The sequence below is a fragment of the Rossellomorea sp. ABR4_004 genome, assembly GCF_056159585.1.
On the sequence record NZ_JBSWVM010000002.1, the window covers coordinates 465,115 to 483,572 of the forward strand.

Consider the following 18,458-nt stretch of genomic DNA (forward strand, 5'->3'; position numbering starts at 1 on the left):
GTGAGGCTGGGACTATGTACTTTATAGGTAATGGATGAATTTGTGAAAAAGGGGCTCATGTGGAGGGTAAGTCTTGAAACTAAAAAAGGAGCAGCAGAAGCCACTCCTTTGTCACAAGACTATTCGTTTCTAGGATCTACATAATCCGGATAATCCGTAATGATCGCATCAACCTTCATGTCGAAAAGAAAGTCTGCCGCTTCCTGACTGCGTACCGTCCAAGATCCAATTTGCATCCCCCGGGAGTGGACTTCATTCACGACATCTTCTGTCACGATTCCATAGCTTGGGTTAAACCACTCCGCATAGGTTGAGATTTCTTTTAACGCTGCCTCTGTTGTAAGTGCCCTGTTTGAAGTTAATACACCGACCGGAACCCGGGGAAGCAACCTGTCCATTTTTTTCATCGAGTCAAAGTTAAACGATTGAAGAATGATTTTTTCATTTTGGGGCTTGTCGAGATTCCGCTTTCTTAATGCTTCTGCCACTTGTTCCTCAATATCAGGGTAAAGCTCTGGAGCCTTTAATTCGATTAAGATCCCCACTTTTCCATGGTAACGATCCAAAATCTCTTCAAAGGTCGGAATCGGTTCTCCTGCAAATTCTTCTCCCTTCCAACTGCCGGCATCAAGGCTACGAAGCTGTTCCAGGGTTAAATCCCCGACTTTCCCGGTTCCATCTGTTGTACGATCCACCGTTGTATCATGGATGACGACCAATTCACCATCTTTACTTCGCTGAACATCGATTTCAATGTAATCCGCCTTCATATCAACCGCCAGATCAAAACCGGCGATCGTATTTTCAGGTGCATAACCTGCTGCCCCCCGGTGTGCTACATTATCCACCTGTTTTCTTTCCCCTGCTGTCGGTTCTTCTGCAAACGCCTGACTGAACGGGCTGAGTAATAATGAAAATGCAACCCCTGTACCGATTAGTAATTTTTTGTTCAACTTCTTCATCTCCAATCCTGAATATGTATTTCTACTTTATTTTAGGAAAGGGATGTTGAGTTGATATGTAGATATAAATACAGCTTAATGAAGATTGTGTGAACAAAATTCGACCTTTTTTCTTACGATAATTTACAAATTCAGGGGGGAGATGAGGTACTGGTCCATTTTACTTATAATTTTCTTGCTTTTGAAATCAAACCCCATTAGCATATGCCAGAAATGATCAGATGATTTTATGCATCGCCAACCATTCTTCAAATCTCTTCACACCAGTTTCATAGGGTAGATCATTTCCGCTGATTGAAAAAATTCTTGTGCCCATTCCCTCTAGTGATAACTCATTTACTTCGATTGTTTGTTCAAGTCCATATTGTTCAATGTCAAAGAAGACATCCCACACATCCTCCGATAACCTTTTATACGCAATAGACTCATAATCACAGTTATTTTCGTAATAACCTAAGTGCAGATGATATTTATCGTCATATTTCATGTCCATTCACTCCTACCACCGATCATATTTATTATGTCTAAAACAAGATTGGTAGATCTGATATAACTTCATCTTTTTGAAACGAAAGCATTGAATTAATTCCATTTATTTGAAATAATTGGGATTAATTGATTACTATATTTGCACATAAGGTAAAAGACCTTTATGCCAGGAAAGAGGATAACGTATGCTGAAAAAGATACCCTTTAGGCGGATACGCTGGCCGGGATGGGTTGTGTTGTTTGTAATAGGATTTTCTTTGGTTTATGGGATGGCTCAGTTGGTAGTTGGAATCGGATTCGACAAGGATTCAGGGCAGGCATCCCTATCGAGTATAAACTTTGAGACGGTGACTGAGAAGACAGATACATATACGATGTCCGTTAAGACTCCGGTTATCGGGGACTCAACCATTCATAAGCCCATACAAGGATGGATCAAGCAAGAGAAAGAAGCATTTTTAGCAGCAGTAAAGGAAAACAAGGAAGAGCTTGGAGATGGTTACCGTGCTCACTTAATCATCCAAGCCGATGTAAAGAAAGCGACAGAAGATACATATAGTATAATCTTTAACTCGTATCAGTTGGTGAATGATATACGTGGTCAACAACAGGTGAAAATCTATACTATTGATGCTTCTGAAAAAAGAATTTTACACCTACCTGACATCATGCAAACCAGTGGCAAGGCCATCCATGTAATCCGAAACCAAATCCTAAAAAATGAATCGATCAATCTGGTGGATGACAAGATAGATAAGGTATTAAGTGACCCTGCATCGTGGAATTGGGCCATAACCCCCACCACACTCACGTTGTACTTTGAAGAGTCGGAAATCGCTTCTAAAGGGGCTGGCCCAATCCAAGTAGAGGTTCCCATTAAACTGATCCGCCCTTATCTAAATGAAAAAACGGCAGATGCATTAGGTACATCAGAAGGAACACCTGTAAATGCATCCATTGAACCTGAAGGGAAATATGTGGCTCTTACGTTTGATGATGGCCCCAACGTTGAGGTAACTCCACGAATTCTCAAGATACTCAAAGCCCATGACGTACAGGCCACTTTTTTCATGCTGGGAAGTCAGGCTGAAAAATACCCTTCCCTCGCGAAACAAGTTGCCGAAGCCGGCCATGAAATCGGCAATCATACAGACCACCATCAAGATTTGACGAAAATCGGAAGGAATCTAGTGGCACAAGAGATCCAAATTTCCAGCCGGAAAATCGAGGAAGCGACTGGTCAAATCCCCTCTAGTTTACGCCCGCCTTATGGAGCGATCAATCATGAGGTGGTGGAGGTGGCTGGTAATTATGGCTCCCCAATCGTCCTATGGTCCGTCGATTCACTCGATTGGAAAAACAAGAACGCCGATGCCATCAATCGGGTTGTTCAGAAGGAACTCACCCCGGGGTCGATCATCCTGTTACACGATGTTCATCCCACAACAGCTGACGCTTTACCTACATTACTAACAACACTTAAAAAGGATGGTTATCACTTTGTAACCGTCTCCCAGTTACAATCGATTAATGCAGAGGAGAGTGCCGGTCCTTACTACGGCAATATTTGAAAGAGGCTGCGGTTCCATTGCTTTGAAAGCAGTAGAACCGTCCGGCCTTCACAACAAGTGAATCACATCATCATGCTCACCTATCACCTCATTCACCGAACCGTCGTCTCCAACGCCTCGTTCCTCATTTCTATAATATATTCCTTAGTTACATGTTCCTTCCCGCCATGCTCTTCGTACCAATCCTTGATCCGTTTCAGATGCGCTTCATCATTCCTGATGCTGGTTTCAATCTTCATATAATTGTCTTGACTGTCGTATTCCCAAATGGCGAAGATCTCTACGGTCTCTTCATCATGATCCTTCATCCAGCGACCAATCAGTCGCGAGCCATGTTTAAGCTGGTTCGGCAGATTGGTGTGGTTGAAATGATCATTGAACGTTTCGACGAACTCTTTTTTGACTAGATAGAACTTTCTTCTATAGAACATGACGGCCCTTCTTTCCTTGCCTTGATGATCATCGTAGTAGGAAATCTCCTCGCCTTATATAAGGAGTAATAGCGATCCGACACTTCCTCTTCCACTGAGTCTAAAGCTGCTGATACATCGCTTTCAATAACCGATTCAATCGTAAATCCTGCTTTGATGACTTCATTAATATATGTACTCAGTTTTCGTTTCGGGATGACGACAGGTGCATCTTCGCCTTTAAAGTTCGGGTACGTGGTGATTCCCTCTTGCTGGTATGTTCCCTCCAGATAGATTTGGCCATCTTCACTTTTCATATGGGGGTATAAGGGGTGATCCCAACTAAAGATCATTGAACCGCCTGTTTTCAAATACGAGTGAATCAACCTTAAAGTAGATGGCAGGTCTGTTGTCCAGCCAATGGCATAGATCGAGTATACGATGTCAAAATAATCCTTCGGCAGACCGATGTCTTCTTCCATAGGAGAACTGGATAAGTTGGCATTCAAGCCCTTTAACGTTTCTTTTGCCGTCTCGATTTGGGTCCCTGACAGGTCAACGCCCCATAATTCACTGGCACCCCTTTCCTTCATATAAAGTAAGGAGTGCCCGCTGCCACACCCGATATCAAGCACCTTTTTGCTGGTGATGTCATCAAACAGCCTCAATTCGTCTTCCGTCTGTGTAAACGGCCCGTAACTCGGCAAGGCATCCTTCCCGTTAAAATGGCGGGCGACTTTATCCCAGCTTTTTTTATTTTGTTTCAGAATATCCAGCATCTTAATCCCCTTTTCTTATTTCGTTTCAAGTTTCATCATTTGTCGTTGACCCCTTCAGCATTTCCTCATTCTTTCAGTCCCCCATTTCATTTAATTACTCTGTATATATAATCCGCACTCCCTCTCGGATCCACCTCATCGACGTAATAATCTTCAGCCAACCAGTATCTTCTTTTATACTTTTCAAGCCTTTCTTGATCGTCACCGAGATAGAGGTCACGATCTAATACTCTTTCAGCTCTTATTTCATGCGGACAATCAATATAGATCATAAAATCTATATATCGTCGCCATTCTTTCCTTTGTAAGAAGACACCCTCAATAAGGATGACGGCAGTTGGGGGCATGTGGATTGGTTTCGTAATGACCGTATCCGTTGAAGAATGATAGAACGGCAGGATTATAGAGCCGCTATCATGCAGCTTTCTGAACAGCTCTGTTTCGATTAATCCAATGTCCCATTGGAGAAAATAATATTCGAACCATTCATCATTCCCGGTCCCATATCGCTTATGTGTTTCAACAATGTGATCGTCAAGATGCAAGGTGTAAACCTCATGATTGGTAAGTTCCAATGCGTGTTGAAGCTCTTTTGCAACCGTGGTCTTACCTGCTCCTCCTAATCCATCGATACCGACAATGAAACGACGATTTTCCGAGAACTCTGTTTCATATCTGGATAACAATGTTTCCTTAACTTGTTCGATGGACATCTTACTTCACCTCGTCATTTCTCCCCATCTGTTTCAAACACAAATTTATCGCTATTTCTAAAAATAGAAGCAGAAGACGAACCCATTACTCTAAGTGTACCCTCACTTATAACAATGCCCGTTTCCTCTGGTAATGCAATGACAGAATATCCATATTTGTTTACGTATTCTTCGATTAAGCGATCGTTACTAGTTTCGTAGTGACACCAAACTGAATAGTTATCTATGTAGTTAAAACCTTCAAAGGTCTTCAAATTCGTATGGTTTGGGTCCATATGGGAACTTGTTAAAATATCTCTTCCAAAAATAATAGCTCCGGCACTCCCGCCATATACGATCCCTTTATTGACTAAAAACTCTTTTAAAATCGTATCAAAGCCTGTCTCACGTAAAGCATTTAGCAAATCGAAAGTATTTCCTCCGCCGATATAAATGGCGGAGAACCTCTTTAGATCCACAAGTGACTTCTCCTCTAAATCAGTCCACATTTCTATTTCAGGAATGCCTAGAGGATTAAACACACTATGTATCCATTTGTAACAGTCTTCATAGGGAATTTCGCCCTGCATCGCGATTGGAATATATAGCAACGGCTTATCAAGATCTAATGCCTTAACAAATTCTTTATCTATTATTTCTGTCTGTCCCTTATCTCCTCCGCCAGACAGGAATAAGTTGACCATGAATACCTGCCCCCTAATCGTCATTTTTCAACTACACACTACCAATTATTTCAAATTATCCATTTTAACTCAATGATTTTTTCTTACTTTTTACTGAGTTAACAGAAATTTCTATCACCCTTTTAGTTTATTCTTAATCCTATTTGGCTATTGAATATTAAGTCATTAAATCATAGAAATGAGGTAGTGAAGATGCGAGAAAATCATGATCAATTAAAAGGAAAGAGAAAGCAAACAGAGGGAGATTTGAAGAAAGCTTGGGGCAAACTAACAAACGACGACAAAAAAATAGCGGAAGGCGAACGCGATAAGGATAAAGGGAAGATTCAAGAGAAGGTTGGCGATGTGAAGGGATCTTTTCAAAAAAGATGGTAATGGCATATAAGTTTCGAGAGGACGATCCACCTGCTTACTAGGATAAAGCTGGTGAATCGTCCTTCTTTACCAGATTGGACGTATTATGGTTTTCTTCTTTTATTCCCAGGTTGCTTTAACCAATAACGGATTCCTTTTCCAGCCAAGGGTTCATCATTGTATCTCGGGATGACATGTAAATGACAATGGAAGATAAACTGATTGGACACCTCGCCGACATTCCACCCAAGTGTATAACCATCTGGGGAAAACTCTTCGTTTAAGTACTTCTTCGCTTTTTGTAATAGTTTGTATGTATCATTCCACTCTTTTTCCGTTAATTCAAATACGTCCGCATGATGGTTTTTCGGAACAATCACGCCGGACCCTTCTAATACATCCTGGTGCTTGTTGTGCTGTAGGAAATAGCAGGATTTGTTTTCAAATATGATGTTTTGGTCTTTGTCCTTTTCTGGATTGCAGAATGGACAGTTTTTTTCTTGTGCCATGTCATATCCCCTTTTTAATGGACGTTTTTTATGCCAATGATCAAAAAATAAAAAGACAACTCTTCTTTACGAATTGTCTCTGTTTGATTATGAATAGTATTCACGGTTTATTCCAAAAAAACGTTGTCACTACAAATGGGATGAACAACGCAATCACTAGAATGACACCATTACCAAACAACCCAATTGTTCGGTAAACATTTTTCACACCAAACAAAGCTGTTGCAAAACCAATGACTGAGATTATGACCACAGGTAGCAAGAACATGTCGTATCCCAAGAAGGCAAACATGTAGAAAAAAACACCGATTAAAAACAAAACAAATGAACTTATGCTAGAATACTTTTTCAACATTCTCTCCCCCTCTCGTAAATGACTCAAGTTTCTTTTTAAGGCTATGCCCCATTGACTTCCATAAACTTTCATTTGTTCTTTTCCCACACACTTTTCATCAAACCAAGGCGAAAGCAGGTTTTTCTAAGTAAAAATTGGCGATAAAGGATCTTTTAAACTCTCCGTATCAATCCCAGCCTCTTTCAATTTCACTTCCGCCTCATCTTCAATGATATCCTTGAAGAGCTGCAATGTTTGATCAAACCCAACATGTTTGTCCATCATAAAGCTCATTTTGTGCTCGATGTCTAGCCATGTGGAGAGGTCGGCTTCGTTATGTTGAATTTGTGCTTCTAATTTATCCAGGGCATTGGCTACTTTGGCTTCGTATGTCGCTTTCTCTTCGAATTCGAACCACAAAGTGTAGAGTTCATTTCCTAAAGCGTTCCCTACCATATCCCTTATTTTCTCGATGGATTTCCTTTCATTGATTGCCTTTTGTTCCTTCGCTATTCGATCGTTCATTGTATCGAATGCTGGAATATCCCCTGCTTCTGCCTCAACCAGATCGTGTATGATGATCATTTTCAATAATTTGGCCGAGTCCACCTTCTGGGTTAAGTAAGGTTCGATCAGCATCGCCATCAGGGAAACTCTCCATGTATGCTCCGCTACGCTTTCTTATCTGCCATTGGACAGCCAGCTGTGCCTCATTTCAGATTTCAACTTCTCCCCGAGTTTGATGAGTTCTAGTATATTCAATAGATTTGTCTTCATTTAGGCACCTCCTTTTCTAGGGATTTCATCCTCCTGTCCTGTGATTATCCCTTCTTCAACCCCAAACCGAATCAGACCTTCATAAGGATCTCCCGTAATATCAAAAATCTTACAAAACGCAGGCTCTGTCTTGTATCCTTGATTTTTAAGATGTATCACTTTCTGTTGAAGAGCAGGATCTTTTTGCAATAGTTCATGTTCAATTACCATATGAAGATACGCATGTTGCTTATGTACCGGTTGGGCTTGTCCAAACAGCTCAAACTCAAAACCACTAAAGGTAAAATTCGCCTTCATGACTTCTTTTCCATTAATCATTTTCCTTTTGATTGTAAAGCCATCTTTTTTGTTGTATAACGTTTGGATCAATCCTTCAAATGGGTCTAATTCCTGTACTTCCATAATGATATCCAGGTCTGAACCCGTAATGTCTATGCCAATGGGCAGTGTTCCGCATAGAACAGGCGTGTAGCTGCTCAATCTATTCATAATATCCAGTTCCATAATGGCTGAATATGCGTCTTGTTGCTTTTCCGTCCCTATTTTCATTCTTTCGAATAAATCTATCATCAGTTCACCATCCTTGCCTGACAATCTTCAAATCATCCTCTCATTATATAAAACTTACAATGTATTATACCTTCGTCCCATGGTAGAAGGAGAAAAAGTAATTCTGTATTGACCACCAAGCTCCTTCTTGGTTTGTTCCGTTAGTATTTTCCCTTGCCTATTATGTTCCTCTTCCAATTGGATTCCATTTGAAAAGATTTTATCTGAATCCCAATCAATCCAGTTCCCGTACTTCATAGCCCAATCGATCAATTTCTTCTTTAAGTCATTTGATATTGGAGTGTCCTCTAACTCCAAATTACAACCGCACTCATCACACCAGATAGGATCTGCTCCAACATCCGCTTCCATTTTTAAGTCAAAGGTTTGTTTTCGCTCACAAAAACAACTCATATAATAGAGACACCCCTAGTCATTTAATGATACTACGCCAATATTTCAACTCGAACCCAAGTTGTTTATTTTTTCGTTGTCCACTCATACTGAATATCCGGTAAATTCTCTTCATTCTCATTTCCCCTGCCAATGATGATAAATCCATGCTTTTCATAAAATCGCTGCGCCTTTTGATTTATATCGAATGTATAGAGGATCAGACTTCCACTTGAATGGTCTTTGGCTATATTAAGCAGTGCTTCTCCTATTCCGATCCCCTGATGTCCAATATGAATATACAGTTGACTGATTTCGGTTTGATTATAGGCAATCATGCCAACTACCTTCTCATCGACTACCGCTAGATCGATTCGGAACTGTCCGGATAATCTATGATTGATAAAATCAACATGATCTTCAAAACTGTGGATTTCTTTTTGTCCGATAGCCTGCTCCTTGCTTTCCCGCCACATGTTCACGGTCTCTGATGCATATTTGGGATCATACGGGATGATCCTGTATGGGTGTTGGTTCACATTCTATTCCTCCATTGGGTTTAGTCAAGAAAATACTGGATTAGGAGTCCCTTATTTACTGAACCTTGATTTACTAAAGTAAGCCCCTAGTAACATTAATACCATCGCCGAAAGCATCCCGATTGCTTCTTGGTTAAATATGATAGAAACAGGTATGGATAACGCTGCAAGCATAAAAAAGAGCTTCATCAAAATATGATTCCTCCTAACAAAACGTCACGATCGTTACTTCAATTCCTTATGGATACGACCTATGCATACATTCCAATTATTTCAAATCATCACCGTTTTAACAATCCCAAACCCTTCAATGAGTAAAAGTTCCCTTCACTGTACTGTTATCCTTTGTATTAACGGAGGGACTGTGCTACTATATAAACCATCTTGAAATTGACCTCAAGTTTCAATAAGAAAACCCATCTCTGTTTTAGAGGTGGGTTTTCTTTGTATGTGACGGGACGGTTCTAATGCTTCTACTGTAATGTAAAAAGAAGCATAAGATCAGCCGCCATTTGATCTTAGAAAAAGATCAGTAGATCTACTTTTTCCTGCCAATATAAAGCAAGTGAGAGGAAATGCCAAGAATATAAGGATCTGTTGCACTTTCAATAATGAAATCAATTATTTTCCTTACTTCCCCTTCACCTTTTTCTCTCCAGTAATCCCAGTTTCCATTATTCAAAACCGTTCCTGCATTGGATCCCATTAACTCGATTGTTTCAAATCCGTTTGCTTCCATAAAAGGATTGATGTCTTCAATATTAAAATAATACGCGCCTGTAAAACGTCCTTCATCTGCATGATTAAAGCAACCTGATTGGGAAAATTGTAAAATGGTATCCACATCATTGTTAGGTTTCCAATTGTCAGGAGATAAGAGCGATGTAAGGATGTGTCGAATTCTAGGCATAAAGGCAACAAAGACCAATCCACCCTTTTTTGTCACTCTATTTAATTCCTTCACTGCCAGTACACGGTCATTTTCTTCCTGCAAATGGTACATGGGACCAAGCATTAATGCAGAGTCGAACTGTTCATCTTCAAACAGAGTTAGGTCTCTCGCATCTGCTGCATAAAACCCTTCAAATTGTTCGTCTAAATGGAGTTCTTTCGCTTTATCTTTTGCCATATCAACTAATCTTGGGGTCAAATCGGTCAGCGTTACCCTATAACCGGCTTTGGCAAGTTCCATTGAATATTTCCCCGGTCCAGCACCATTATCAAGTACATAGCCTGTTTGGGGCATATATTTTCTTATATAATGCCAATTCACCTGGAATTCAACTGGTTCACGTTCAAGTCTTCCCCACTCATCGAACTGATTGTAATACTGAATGATCTTATTCATGTTTTCACCTATATTCCACTTTTTACCTATATATTCGGTAAACTTCGGTCAAATCCTGTTTAAACATACCCATTAGCAATGAATCTATCCAGCAAAAAAGCGTGATGTCGCGCTTTTTTACTGACCTGTCACTTAAACCCACTCTTCGCCATGCTCACGAATAAACTTTATATCTGTTTGATAATGCTCATGGTGCCCTTCATCGATCATCTTTTGAAAAGCAAGGTCACCTTCACCGGCTTTTCTTTTCATGTAGGCACACAATCCTTCCAAGCGCAGCAATACCATATCCAAGTAATCTTCTTCCATCCCCTCCATGCCGTAGGATTCAAAGAACAATCTCACTCTTTGTTTTATTCGGTCGGCATCATGTGTTGGGTCGTAGTGAACAGCTTCACCTGCTTCGGTATGATAATGCCTGCTTAATGGAACGCAGGTGTACAGAGTATAAGCGATATCCCAAAGTCTCGGACCTGGGCCGGCAACATCAAAATCAATAATACCTACTGGTTTTTCCTGGTTAAAAATAATATTGTAAATGGCAAAATCATTGTGACATACAACCTCTATGTTAGCCGGTGTATGGTCCATGGGCTGCCATTCATCCGATATTGGAAAGTCACTCACAGCATCATGGTAATGCCGGAGCATCTTCGCTATTCCTTTTAAAGCATCAGCAGACCACATGTATTCCTTTAAAGGATAATGACCGGCTTCTCCTGCTATAAATGATACTATCTCTCTATTTTTTTCATCTATGCCTAAAAACTTCGGGGCGTAATCAAACCCTTTAGTTTCCAAATGCTGCAATAACGTATGGATTCTACCACTATCAGGCTTCAATTCCCGTCTGACCGTATCTCCCGAACGGTATACGTCCGAGACATTCCCTCCTGTTAGCATTTCTTCGTTTTCACTCTGACTTTTCATTTAAATTCCCCCTATTTAGGGACGCTGTGATTGTGTCAATCGAGATGTATTTTTACCCATAAATAAAAGCAGATATACAAAAGTATCTGCTTGGCAATGGGAATGTTATTGTCCACACCATGTATCCCTTGAATGATTTCAGATAGACAAATAAACGCATCCTTAAGAACCAAGGACCGCCGCTGTCTCTATCCAATTAACTAATCATTTCGAGGTATTCCACATGTGTACTATAGATTCCCCTTTCTTTACATCTCTACATCATATAATAACAAATATTGCTAATTATGCACAGAAAATGTTGAAGTTTTTTGATAATTCATCCGGGTGTTTCAATTAAACACCTCATCCACAATTGAGAGAGCACTAGACATTGCTTACTCTACTTCCAATCCCTACTATAAAACGATTATCGATATGACTCTATTCGTAATCTCAGATTTAAACATTCTCCGTAATCACCTTATGAAGTGATGCGGCACAAAGAATATATCTTGTCTACACTTTCACGATTCCCTATAATGGAAAATATCACATTCATTGGAGGCGGATTCATGAAGTCAAATGCCACGAGCCCTACAGTTAAACTAGTTGAGTTTCATCAACAATACACACATCAATTATCCAGCTTTCACTTGCCTGAAGATCAACTAGAATTTACGAGTCTGCCTTTAGAAAAAATCAATCACCCCAAAGTCTCTAAAACTTCTATTCATGTATTAATCATGAGTAATAATGAACCAGTGGGATACTTTGCATTAGAAGATGGGGAGAAGGTTCGTAAGTATAGTGACAATCCAAAGGCCAGAATTTTAACCTCTTTTTCAATTGATTCAAAGTTTCAGGGAAAAGGACTGGCAAAACAAGGACTAAAGCTACTTCCTTCTTTTGTGAAAAACGTGCTGCCTGAAATCAATGAAGTGGTTCTTGGGGTGAACAAAAGGAACACGGCAGCCATAAACCTCTACCTGAAATGCGGATTCGCAGATGAAAATCAAATGTATGAGGGACCTAAAGGACCTCAGCATGTTTTACACTTGGTTATTTAATTTACATGGGGCTGCCCAAGCTCCTTTTTGCTCTTTATTAATGATTAGCATCGTATTTTTACATGATCACTGCGAAATAAAATATTTCTCCCGGAAAACCGGACTAAGCTCACTCCATACATCAAACTTATTTCCATCCAAATCATAAAAAACAAAATTCCTTCCAGTGTGGCCTCTGTTTTCAATCGTGCCAACCCGAATCCCATTAGTTATAAAATCCCTATGCAGTGTTTCCAACGCTTCTAAACCATTCACTTCAAATGTTAAAGAAAAGCGTTCCTCACCATAAACATCTATGAAATTAGCACTTTGGTTTTCTTTGGATTTAACAAGAAAAATACTTTGGTTTGCAAGATTCAAGATGGCTTTATCTTCATCTTTATAGCTTAATTCTGCATCTAATTTATGTATGTACCATTCAGATGAAAGATCTACATTCGTTACTGGAATATAGGTTGTGCCAACCCTTAATAATTTTTCGCTCATTTAAATTCCCTCCTGCAATCAGATATAGTAAACATTCTCTTTCCATATGTGTTTCCCCTGCAGAAATTCCCATATTTTTCATAACCCTTTTCTCCCGATCTTCACTGATAACGTTGATTCCTCTTTATATTCTCCGGATTCACACATATCGAGCATGGCCTCCCTCACATCACGTTCAAATAGCGAGACGTCACTTCCAAGAAAACGCTTAGATCCATAGGATGTGGAATAAAGGTTCCCTAATAATGACTCAATGGTCCAAGTGATTTCGTATGTCGGTAAGGTATGAACTTCAAGGTCAAATTGAGAATGGGAGATGACTTCTTCATGACTGGTAACGGGATGAGCATAGGTTGAATTTCCAGCCTTTCGATCTTTGCCATACCATTTTTCGATCACTTCATTAAACCTTACTTGCCAAAGCTCCAACGTTTGATTAGGATCATAATGGTCAATGATCGCAACCCCGCCACCAGGGGAAATCATATCAAATAATTCCTCTAATACCTTTGGTCTGTCCATCCAATGAAAAGCCTTGGCGATCGTCACAAGAGAAAAATGCTCATGATTCTCAATGTTGTACTGTTCCAAGGTTCCATTGAACCATTCAATCTGACCCATCCTTACTTCCTGGTGGATACGCGCAGCTTCTTCAATCATTTCCGGTTCAACATCTATACCGACTATTTTATGACACCAATCAGAAAACCTTATGGTGAGCTGGCCTGTGCCGCAGCCTAGATCAAGGAGGTTCTGCTCTCCATTTAAAGAGAACGTTTCAACAAGGAATCGTATTAACGAAGAAGGATACATCGGTCTGTATTTCGAATAATACCCTGCAGAACCTTTAAATAGGTCTTGTCCGTACTTGTTCAAGTTTGTGATCCTCCCTTCCATCTCTATTCGCAAAATTTTAATATGGAATACACCTTCAAGTCTTTATGCTCCCCTTTAACATACATTACTTTCCTACTAATCCCTTCAAAAGACATACCTATCTTTTCCATAACACGCTCTGAACCCTTGTTTTCTAAAAAGCATCTCGCCTGAATACGGACTAAATCCATCTGTTCGAATCCAAAAGACATGACTGCATTTGCCGCTTCGGTAATGAAACCTTTGCCCCAGTATGCTTTAGATAAAACGTATCCAATTTCAGCACTATGGTGTTCCGGCTGCCACCAAACAAAGTGAACGGTTCCAATCAATTGACCATTCTCCTTAAGCTCGATTCCCCATGGAGCATCGTATTGAGATAAAAACGTCTGAATAAATTCCTTTGTATCTGTCAAGGAAGAGTGAGTATCCCACGTTACATATCCCGTTACTTCTTCATCGGAAGCATAAACATACATATCTTCCGCATCATCTAATGTGATTTTTCTAAGGATGAGACGCTCCGTTTCAATTAGAGGTACATCACCAAATTTTTCTGTAATGTTCATGATTTCACCACTTTGTAAGATTTTACTGATAATATAAGAATATATACTGCACGTGTGTTTGGTTGAGGAGGATTATTATGAACTTTGAGAGATTACGCTTACACTCATTTGAACTATACTCTAAAAACTAATTCATTTATGGAGGATTCAAATGAAAGAAGAAATACCAGACTATAATTTATTTATGATATGTAACAGTTTAAATACATCTGCTACAACTGAATTACCTGAAGGCTTACACATTCGGTATTGTAGAACAGATGAAGTAGATTTATGGAAGAGAATGCCCTTTGATACGCCAGAAGTAGCGACTCAATACCATCATTTCATGACGGAATTTTTCAATCAAGTTTATTTACCCTTTGGTGACTTATTCTTTAAAAGGTGTTTGTTTGTATGTGATGAGAGTGACACGCCTATAGGAACCTGCTTTTTATGGAAAGCCTATAACAAGGTATGGACCGTTCATTGGTTCAAGGTGAACATCTATTATGAGGGAATGGGTATTGGGCGCAGTTTATTATCTTATGTCATGCAAACCTTACCTCAAGAAGAATACCCTGTGTTTTTACACACACATCCTACCAGTTATCGAGCAATAAAATTATATTCAGATTTAGGGTTCAAATTATTGACAGACTCAGTAATTGGCCAAAGGACAAATGACCTGAATGAAAGTTTACCCCTATTAAAAAAGCTTATGCCAGATGAAGATTTCAATGGTTTAGAGTTTCAATCAGCCCCTGAATTCTTCTTAGACGTTGTAAATTCTTCATTAAAAGATGAATTTTAAATAAGAGAAGTCCTTTTGGGCTTCTCTTATTATTACATTAAACTGCCGCCCTTTAACTTTATGACCATTAATCATATACAGTTTCTTTACTAGGATCTCTTAAGAATTCAAACAGCATGTGAATCTGAGTTTCTGTATTTCTTCCGATTGATAGCTCCGGTAAATGATCTTCTTCAAAAAAATGAACTCCTTTTGTTTCGATTCCACTTCTTTCCTTTCCACCAGTCACCTCACACCGAATAAATATTTTATAGTAATGGTACGGTTGCGAGGGATGGGGATGCTTGTTCATATCGAGCAGTGCGAGTAATTTTACAGGAGTTACATCATATCCAGATTCTTCTCTTATTTCTTTTACAATGTTTTCACTTGGAGACAGTCCCACATCACAAAACCCACCTGGGAGAGACCATTTATCATCAACTTTCTCTCTTACCATCAGAATTTTGTCATCCTTGAATACGACACCGCGCACATCTACTTTCGGTGTCTGATAACCTGATTCGTTCGTAAATAAGTCCCTTATTTTCCTCATTTCCAGGTCCGTGTATTCCTCCATGATTTCCGCACTGATCGTTCGTAATTCTTCATATCTCTCAATATCGTAAACATCCTTTGAAAAGGACAGCCCTGATTGAGATAATGCTTGGATCCTTTTTGCCCATTCTAACCATTGATCACTCATCGTTCTTGCACCACCTTACATTTCATGCACGTAAGTATGTGAACTGATCACATTACCAACCTAATCGATTTCGAAGCGAAGTAATATGCGCTACATGGTGTCTCCCGTGCCAAGCGTAGATCCCAATATTCATACCTAACGTAACAACACCTGATTCTGGGTGTTCAAAAGTCTTCCCTAGTTCATCTGATTTCATAGAACGTAACAGACAAACCCATCTACTGTGTACAGCTTCTATTAGTTTTAATGAAATGTCTATTGGTAACTTCGAATCAGGGAGTTCAGCCCATTTCCCTTCTTCATACAATTTAATGGTGGGATTGTTTTCCGTAAGGGCCAACTTAAAACGAGTGTAGCTATTTAAATGACTGTCAGCAATGTGATGGATTACTTGACGAATGGTCCATCCTTCAGAACGATAAGGTGTATCTAACTGCTCATCTCTTAATTCCTTCACAGCTTCTGTTAATTGAAATGGAAGTTCTTCAATCTCGAGTATCCACTTCTCTATTATGTCGGATGTAGGCTGACCTTCATAAGTAAACTTTCCAATCGGATAACGTAAATCCATTTAAACGACTCCTTTCCATTCTGGTTGTACCATTCTAATTACATCTCTTTATTTATTTCAGTAACTTTTTAAACATACGCCTAAGGTTTTTGAAGATCTAATGTAGTATACAAGAAGGTAAAACTTGGCTTGGATGTAGAGATCATGATAAAGTGAATTTCCCACCATGATAGCAATAGTAATTTTCAGCTTTAAGATTTTTAATCTTGGTCAAAGACTGTTCTGCTTGTTCGACATTTAAACAAAAGTGGGGATTAGCAATGACTAATTCATGATTCTCCTTAACAGATGCATCGCCTGAGATGACACTTTTTAAACTTGGAAAATATAATGAAATGTGACCTGAAGTATGTCCCGGTGTTGCTACTACTCTACATTGGTTATCCAAAATCATATCACCATCATGTACCTTTTCATCAATTGAAACATGCTTCAAATTCTTTAATTGATGAATAAACCACTTACCAAATTCCATTTCTTCTTCTGGCATATTTTCTACCATTTCTTCGGCTTGAAGCAATCTCTCTGACTTCGTTTCACCGCTAATGTATTTTGATTCAATTTCACTAGCTGTAATCTTTATCCAAGGATACTTTTCTTTGAATTCATATAAGGAACCTATATGATCATCATCATAGTGAGTAATGATAATATTCTTTAAGCGCTTCATTTCATAGCCATTTTTCAAAATTTCATTTTCGATTAAAGGTAAGAAATTTGAGTACCCTGTATCGACCAAAGTTAGTTCATTATTCAATACAATTAAACTGGGATAAATATAATTTTTATGTCCATTGAATTCAAATTCAATGGGTAGTTCTATTATCTTCATTTTTTCTCCTTCTCTGAGCAATCTATTCTGAATGATCCTTCTGGTGTTTTATCATTCATAAGTCTTCCCCTAGTCAGTCAGATCTTTAGTCCGATATCTTCCATAACCCGCCTCTAGATTCATACCAATTATTTCAAATCCAAATGATAAACACAATCATTATTTTCCATAAAAAAGAAGCTTATCTTATGACGGATAAGCCCATTGCGTTTGGTTTCACCATTAATGTCTCATAATAAACTCTATCATTTCACTAAATGCTTTTTGTGCAGATAATTCATTGTAATTAGGAGAGTACGGGTCACTAAATCCGTGTTTTCCATTAAATTTATGTACATCGATATTCTTTATATGCAAGGTTGAGATCAACTCGTCGACATTGAAAGATTGTTCTTCTTGCGGAAAAAATAGCTTTGTAGGACATTTTGGTGTTATTTCTACATAATTTCTAATACGGGAACCATAGTATCCAACGATCCCATTAATGTGTTCTTCTTCACTACACAACCAGGCAATAGTTGCCCCCACACTAAATCCAACGATAAATATTCGTTGATACTCACCTTTAACCTCAGAAATAATATCTTTTATTTTGTATAAAGGATCAGTGAATCCAACGTTTTCCATAAAATGATGATAAGCATCTTTTTCTTCTGAATAATGAAAAGATGTATTTCGTTCTAAAAAGTTAGGACAAATCACGTCAAACCTTTGTCTTGATAATCGTTCACAAAAGCCCTGTATATGTTGGTTAATTCCATAAATTTCGTGTAGGACAATCAGTAGAGTATCGGATTGATGATGTATTGAAATCATTTCATTCCTGCTCCGGTGCCTTAAATACCTGACGCAATTCAACCTGACCTTCCCCATGTCCTTGTGGGTCCGGCATCCGCATGGCCCACTCGATGGCTTCTTCCCTCGACTTCACATCAATCAGAAAGAACCCGGCAACTAGATCATTCGAGTCCGTAAATGGTCCTTCCGTAACCACCGGCTTTCCCTCAGCTTCCGGATACGAAAGGCGAATCCCACTTGAACTTGGATGAAGTCCTTTTGCCATAACCCGCACGCCTGCCTTCACTAATTCCTCATTGTACTTTGTCATGGCTTCCATGAGCTCAGGGTTCGGAAGATTTCCGGCTTCCGAATTTTTCGAGGCTTTGACAATCATCATAAACAGCATGGATATTTCCTCCTTCTTTTGGTGAGACAACTATGTATTAATAGAACAAACCTTTATCTTCAAGACCTATC

Annotated in this window: 26 protein-coding genes and 1 pseudogene; 4 read left to right on the plus strand and 23 right to left on the minus strand. The window is 39.2% G+C overall.

Translation table 11 applies throughout. The features are described 5' to 3' along the window. Positions 1-119: 119 nt before the first annotated feature. Both ACXAF2_RS15195 and ACXAF2_RS15200 read right to left on the minus strand, forming a co-directional pair. Positions 120-953, minus strand: coding sequence for a glycerophosphodiester phosphodiesterase (locus tag ACXAF2_RS15195; protein WP_475139865.1), 834 nt, complete (start codon positions 951-953; stop codon positions 120-122). Between the two features lie 226 nt (positions 954-1,179). Continuing rightward, on the minus strand, positions 1,180-1,449 hold the full coding sequence (locus tag ACXAF2_RS15200) for a DUF3986 family protein (protein WP_475139867.1): 270 nt from the start codon (positions 1,447-1,449) through the stop codon (positions 1,180-1,182). 187 nt (positions 1,450-1,636) lie between these two features. Here ACXAF2_RS15200 and ACXAF2_RS15205 point away from each other — a divergent pair, with 187 nt between their 5' ends. Then, positions 1,637-3,022 carry a polysaccharide deacetylase family protein gene (locus ACXAF2_RS15205; protein WP_475139869.1) on the plus strand — a complete coding sequence of 462 codons (1,386 nt, stop codon included), beginning with the start codon at positions 1,637-1,639 and terminating at the stop codon, positions 3,020-3,022. A 92-nt stretch (positions 3,023-3,114) separates the two neighbouring features. On the opposite strand, the gene ACXAF2_RS15210 is transcribed toward ACXAF2_RS15205, so the two are convergent. The 4 genes from ACXAF2_RS15210 to ACXAF2_RS15225 form a co-directional block, all read right to left on the minus strand. Next, on the minus strand, positions 3,115-3,453 hold the full coding sequence (locus ACXAF2_RS15210) for an NIPSNAP family protein (RefSeq protein WP_475139872.1): 339 nt from the start codon (positions 3,451-3,453) through the stop codon (positions 3,115-3,117). Continuing rightward, a complete protein-coding gene (locus ACXAF2_RS15215) occupies positions 3,426-4,211 on the minus strand; it encodes a class I SAM-dependent methyltransferase (protein WP_475139873.1) in 786 nt (261 codons plus the stop codon). The genes ACXAF2_RS15210 and ACXAF2_RS15215 overlap by 28 nt, the downstream gene beginning before the upstream one ends. Positions 4,212-4,297: 86 nt before the next feature. Then, entirely contained in the window at positions 4,298-4,924 is a 627-nt protein-coding gene (locus ACXAF2_RS15220; protein ID WP_475139875.1) for a kinase, read from the minus strand. Positions 4,925-4,938: 14 nt separating this feature from the next. Further along, positions 4,939-5,607: a Type 1 glutamine amidotransferase-like domain-containing protein gene (locus ACXAF2_RS15225; RefSeq protein ID WP_475139877.1), complete on the minus strand. Its 669-nt coding sequence runs from the start codon at positions 5,605-5,607 to the stop codon at positions 4,939-4,941. A gap of 192 nt (positions 5,608-5,799) precedes the next feature. Between ACXAF2_RS15225 and ACXAF2_RS15230 the strand changes: the two genes are divergently transcribed. Further along, positions 5,800-5,982 carry a CsbD family protein gene (locus ACXAF2_RS15230; RefSeq protein WP_475139880.1) on the plus strand — a complete coding sequence of 61 codons (183 nt, stop codon included), beginning with the start codon at positions 5,800-5,802 and terminating at the stop codon, positions 5,980-5,982. A gap of 83 nt (positions 5,983-6,065) precedes the next feature. Here the strand turns inward: ACXAF2_RS15230 and ACXAF2_RS15235 are convergent, their stop codons facing one another. The 9 genes and pseudogenes from ACXAF2_RS15235 to ACXAF2_RS15275 all read right to left on the minus strand — a co-directional run bounded on the left by ACXAF2_RS15235 (position 6,066) and on the right by ACXAF2_RS15275 (position 11,340). Continuing rightward, positions 6,066-6,470: an HIT family protein gene (locus ACXAF2_RS15235; protein ID WP_475139882.1), complete on the minus strand. Its 405-nt coding sequence runs from the start codon at positions 6,468-6,470 to the stop codon at positions 6,066-6,068. Positions 6,471-6,570: 100 nt separating this feature from the next. Further along, positions 6,571-6,822, minus strand: coding sequence for a hypothetical protein (locus tag ACXAF2_RS15240; RefSeq protein WP_475139885.1), 252 nt, complete (start codon positions 6,820-6,822; stop codon positions 6,571-6,573). A gap of 126 nt (positions 6,823-6,948) precedes the next feature. Next, positions 6,949-7,581 (minus strand): annotated as a pseudogene (locus ACXAF2_RS15245) (HD domain-containing protein). After that, positions 7,582-8,151, minus strand: a complete 570-nt coding sequence (locus ACXAF2_RS15250) for a DUF4269 domain-containing protein (RefSeq protein ID WP_475139886.1) — start codon at positions 8,149-8,151, stop codon at positions 7,582-7,584. It lies immediately after the preceding pseudogene. 54 nt (positions 8,152-8,205) lie between these two features. Then, on the minus strand, positions 8,206-8,544 hold the full coding sequence (locus ACXAF2_RS15255; RefSeq protein ID WP_475139888.1) for a hypothetical protein: 339 nt from the start codon (positions 8,542-8,544) through the stop codon (positions 8,206-8,208). A 65-nt stretch (positions 8,545-8,609) separates the two neighbouring features. Continuing rightward, positions 8,610-9,062 (minus strand): N-acetyltransferase family protein, encoded by a 453-nt coding sequence (locus ACXAF2_RS15260; RefSeq protein ID WP_475139890.1) that lies wholly within the window; start codon positions 9,060-9,062, stop codon positions 8,610-8,612. A gap of 51 nt (positions 9,063-9,113) precedes the next feature. Beyond that, complete coding sequence (locus ACXAF2_RS15265; RefSeq protein ID WP_475139892.1) at positions 9,114-9,254, minus strand: hypothetical protein; 141 nt, start codon at positions 9,252-9,254, stop codon at positions 9,114-9,116. 346 nt (positions 9,255-9,600) lie between these two features. After that, positions 9,601-10,410, minus strand: a complete 810-nt coding sequence (locus tag ACXAF2_RS15270) for a class I SAM-dependent methyltransferase (RefSeq protein ID WP_475139894.1) — start codon at positions 10,408-10,410, stop codon at positions 9,601-9,603. A gap of 132 nt (positions 10,411-10,542) precedes the next feature. Beyond that, entirely contained in the window at positions 10,543-11,340 is a 798-nt protein-coding gene (locus ACXAF2_RS15275; protein ID WP_475139895.1) for a phosphotransferase, read from the minus strand. Positions 11,341-11,894: 554 nt separating this feature from the next. On the opposite strand from ACXAF2_RS15275, the gene ACXAF2_RS15280 reads away from it, so the two are divergent. Beyond that, positions 11,895-12,389 carry a GNAT family N-acetyltransferase gene (locus tag ACXAF2_RS15280; protein ID WP_475139896.1) on the plus strand — a complete coding sequence of 165 codons (495 nt, stop codon included), beginning with the start codon at positions 11,895-11,897 and terminating at the stop codon, positions 12,387-12,389. Positions 12,390-12,455: 66 nt separating this feature from the next. Here ACXAF2_RS15280 and ACXAF2_RS15285 read toward each other — a convergent pair whose 3' ends face one another. The 3 genes from ACXAF2_RS15285 to ACXAF2_RS15295 form a co-directional block, all read right to left on the minus strand. Next, positions 12,456-12,875 (minus strand): VOC family protein, encoded by a 420-nt coding sequence (locus ACXAF2_RS15285; RefSeq protein ID WP_475139898.1) that lies wholly within the window; start codon positions 12,873-12,875, stop codon positions 12,456-12,458. 78 nt (positions 12,876-12,953) lie between these two features. Then, positions 12,954-13,751, minus strand: a complete 798-nt coding sequence (locus ACXAF2_RS15290) for a class I SAM-dependent methyltransferase (protein ID WP_475139900.1) — start codon at positions 13,749-13,751, stop codon at positions 12,954-12,956. Between the two features lie 23 nt (positions 13,752-13,774). After that, positions 13,775-14,320 (minus strand): GNAT family N-acetyltransferase, encoded by a 546-nt coding sequence (locus tag ACXAF2_RS15295; protein ID WP_475139902.1) that lies wholly within the window; start codon positions 14,318-14,320, stop codon positions 13,775-13,777. A 151-nt stretch (positions 14,321-14,471) separates the two neighbouring features. On the opposite strand from ACXAF2_RS15295, the gene ACXAF2_RS15300 reads away from it, so the two are divergent. After that, positions 14,472-15,113, plus strand: a complete 642-nt coding sequence (locus ACXAF2_RS15300; protein ID WP_475139906.1) for a GNAT family N-acetyltransferase — start codon at positions 14,472-14,474, stop codon at positions 15,111-15,113. 67 nt (positions 15,114-15,180) lie between these two features. On the opposite strand, the gene ACXAF2_RS15305 is transcribed toward ACXAF2_RS15300, so the two are convergent. The 5 genes from ACXAF2_RS15305 to ACXAF2_RS15325 all read right to left on the minus strand — a co-directional run bounded on the left by ACXAF2_RS15305 (position 15,181) and on the right by ACXAF2_RS15325 (position 18,387). Next, positions 15,181-15,798: an NUDIX hydrolase gene (locus ACXAF2_RS15305; protein ID WP_475139908.1), complete on the minus strand. Its 618-nt coding sequence runs from the start codon at positions 15,796-15,798 to the stop codon at positions 15,181-15,183. Between the two features lie 52 nt (positions 15,799-15,850). Then, positions 15,851-16,369: a YfiT family bacillithiol transferase gene (locus ACXAF2_RS15310; RefSeq protein WP_475139910.1), complete on the minus strand. Its 519-nt coding sequence runs from the start codon at positions 16,367-16,369 to the stop codon at positions 15,851-15,853. Between the two features lie 142 nt (positions 16,370-16,511). After that, positions 16,512-17,201: an MBL fold metallo-hydrolase gene (locus ACXAF2_RS15315; RefSeq protein ID WP_475139912.1), complete on the minus strand. Its 690-nt coding sequence runs from the start codon at positions 17,199-17,201 to the stop codon at positions 16,512-16,514. 222 nt (positions 17,202-17,423) lie between these two features. Beyond that, positions 17,424-18,017, minus strand: coding sequence for a dienelactone hydrolase family protein (locus ACXAF2_RS15320; protein WP_475139914.1), 594 nt, complete (start codon positions 18,015-18,017; stop codon positions 17,424-17,426). 1 nt (position 18,018) lies between these two features. After that, positions 18,019-18,387, minus strand: coding sequence for a YciI family protein (locus ACXAF2_RS15325; protein WP_475139916.1), 369 nt, complete (start codon positions 18,385-18,387; stop codon positions 18,019-18,021). Between the last annotated feature and the right edge of the window lie 71 nt (positions 18,388-18,458).